This window comes from Brachyspira catarrhinii, from assembly GCF_005518285.1.
Taxonomy (GTDB): domain Bacteria; phylum Spirochaetota; class Brachyspiria; order Brachyspirales; family Brachyspiraceae; genus Brachyspira; species Brachyspira catarrhinii.
In genome coordinates this window covers 1-2,502 of record NZ_SJDU01000337.1, presented here as the reverse complement: position 1 = coordinate 2,502, position 2,502 = coordinate 1, and the positions used below count along the sequence as shown (strand labels likewise).

Annotated in this window: 1 protein-coding gene and 1 pseudogene; one reads left to right on the top strand and one right to left on the bottom strand. The window is 33.2% G+C overall.

Annotated features, from left to right (window positions below):
• Positions 1-514 (top strand): annotated as a pseudogene (locus EZH24_RS10210) (sodium-dependent transporter); the annotation flags it as partial.
• Positions 515-714: 200 nt separating this feature from the next.
• On the opposite strand, the gene EZH24_RS10205 reads toward EZH24_RS10210, so the two are convergent.
• Entirely contained in the window at positions 715-1,884 is a 1,170-nt protein-coding gene (locus tag EZH24_RS10205; RefSeq protein WP_137999032.1) for an iron-containing alcohol dehydrogenase, read from the bottom strand.
• Between the last annotated feature and the right edge of the window lie 618 nt (positions 1,885-2,502).

The following is a 2,502-nucleotide window of genomic DNA, read 5'->3' as shown; positions in this document are numbered from 1 at the left end:
AAGTGCTGGTTTGGCTTTCGTCACTTTGCCGAATATATTTAATTCTATGCCTTTGCCGAGATTATGGGGAACTTTATTTTTTATATTTTTGTCTATGGCTTCTCTCACAACCGTTGTAGCCGTATTTGAAAATTTAATCGCGTTTACAATGTCGGAGTTTAAAATGAAAAGAAGTTTTGCTTCGATAATAGTGGGAATAGTCGTATTCATGTTGGCTCTTACAACTTCGCTCGGTTTCAATGTTTTATCTTTTATTCAACCTATGGGCGAAGGAACGAGTTTTTTAGATTTGTATGATTTTATTTTAAGTTATAATCTTTTGGAGCTTGGCGGAATTTATATAATTATTTTCTGCGTTTCAAAGTTCGGCTGGGGCTGGGATAATTTTATTAACGAAGTGGATTCTGGCTCGGGAATAAAATTTCCAAAATCTTCGAGGTTTTATATAACTTATATATTGCCTATAATTTTATTTTTGTTTTTCATTATAAATTATATAAGCAAATTCTCATAAGATATTTTCCTTGTTTATTTATTGAAGAGGACGGCATTAATTTGTCGTCCTTTTTTATAAAGAATTAAAACAAATAAAAACCCCAAGCTTTAACTTCATTAATTTATTACTAAAAATAAAATAATAAAAGCTAAAACTTGGGAAAACTATGATAAAAATTATTTATTTAAATTTTAGTCAAAACTCTATTTATTAAAAATTTAAAAATTAATATCATGTCCGTAATAAGCGGCTTCCAAAACTTTTTTCATGTTTTCAAAGTCCGTTTGTCTCGGATTACTTCCAGTGCATGGGTCGGCTACAGCATTTTTGGAAATATCGTCGCATTTTGATTTGAAATGTTCTTCCGTCACTCCGTTTTCTTTATATGTTTGTTTGATTCCTAAAGAAGAATTTAATTCTTTCACTTTATTAACCAAAGAAGCCGTTAACTCTTTATCGGTATTTCCAGAAAGTTTTAACATTCTCGCAATATCGGCGAATCTGTCCGCGCATACTTTTGAATTATATTGAATAACAAAAGGAAGAAGTATAGCGTTGCATCTTCCATGAGTTATATGAAATTCCGCTCCCGTTTTATGAGCCAAACTATGAACTATACCGAGCAACGCGTTTGAGAAAGACATTCCCGCCAAGCATTGAGCGACATGCATTTTTCCTCTTCCTTCTTTATCTCCTTTAACCGCCTTTTGTATATTATGAACTATCATATCAATCGCTTTCATAGCCAAAGCGTCCGTAATATCGGTTCTTAATCCCGCAACATAAGCCTCGATAGAGTGAGTGAGAGCGTCCATTCCCGTATCGGCTGCTATAACCTCTGGCATAGTCATTGGAATATTCGTGTCCAAAATTGCAATATCGGGCGTTATTTCAAAATCCGCCAAAGGATATTTGATGTTTGTGGAATAATCGGTTATAACCGAAAAAGCCGTAACTTCGCTTGCCGTTCCGCTTGTAGAAGGTATCGCCGCAAAGATGGCTTTCTTTCTTAATTTAGGCATAGTGAAAGGATTTTTTATATCGTCAAATTTCTTTTCTGGATATTCGTAGAAAACCCACATCGCTTTTGCCGCATCCAAAGCGGAACCTCCGCCCAAAGCCACTATGACATCTGGATTAAAATTCCTCATAGCTTCCGCTCCTTTATAAACCGTTTCGATAGAAGGGTCTGGCTCTACTCCGTCAAATATTAAAACTTCAAGTCCCGCGCTTTTCAATATTTTTTCGCAGCTTGCAAGAAAGCCGTTTTTCTTCATTGAAGAACCGCCCGTAACTATTATAGCTTTTTTGTAGCCTTTCAAATTTTTAAGCTCTTCCATAGCGTTTTCGCCATAATATAAATCTCTTGGAATTGTGAATCTTGACATGTTAAAATCTCCTATTTTAATTTTATGTTCCGAATTATAACATTTTAAGAATTTTATTCAAGTATATTGATAATTTTTTTATAAAATTTGTATTTTATTAATCTTAAATATTAATTGAATATGATTATAGAATTTTAATTTAGTGAATTTTATAATATAATATTATTCTCACAGGAATGCCTACGGCGAATGACAATATCTTTTCACTTTCTACACTAAGTAGAACAAACTTTGCAAATTTGTCAACAACTTTTTAGTCATTATCGTTACCGAAGCACGCACACTCTGTTGGCTGGGCTTCTGCCCCCTGTAAGGGTAAGCCGAAGCGACTGCCACATTGTTATTCAGGTTATGCATTTTCTTTTATAAAAAATTCGTCATTACGAAGGCAACACCCGAAGTAATCCAAAGTTAAATGAATTTTATACAAATTGGATTGCTTCACTCATTTCATTCATTCACAATGACAATTTTAATTATATTCATGCATTTTCTGGTGCATTAAAAAATCAATTTGAAATAATAAGTCGTAATGAAAGTTATGCCTTCAATCATAATAAAATTTTTTGCCGTAATGGAAATAATATTTTTCTTCGCAATGATTATGGCAAGGATTTT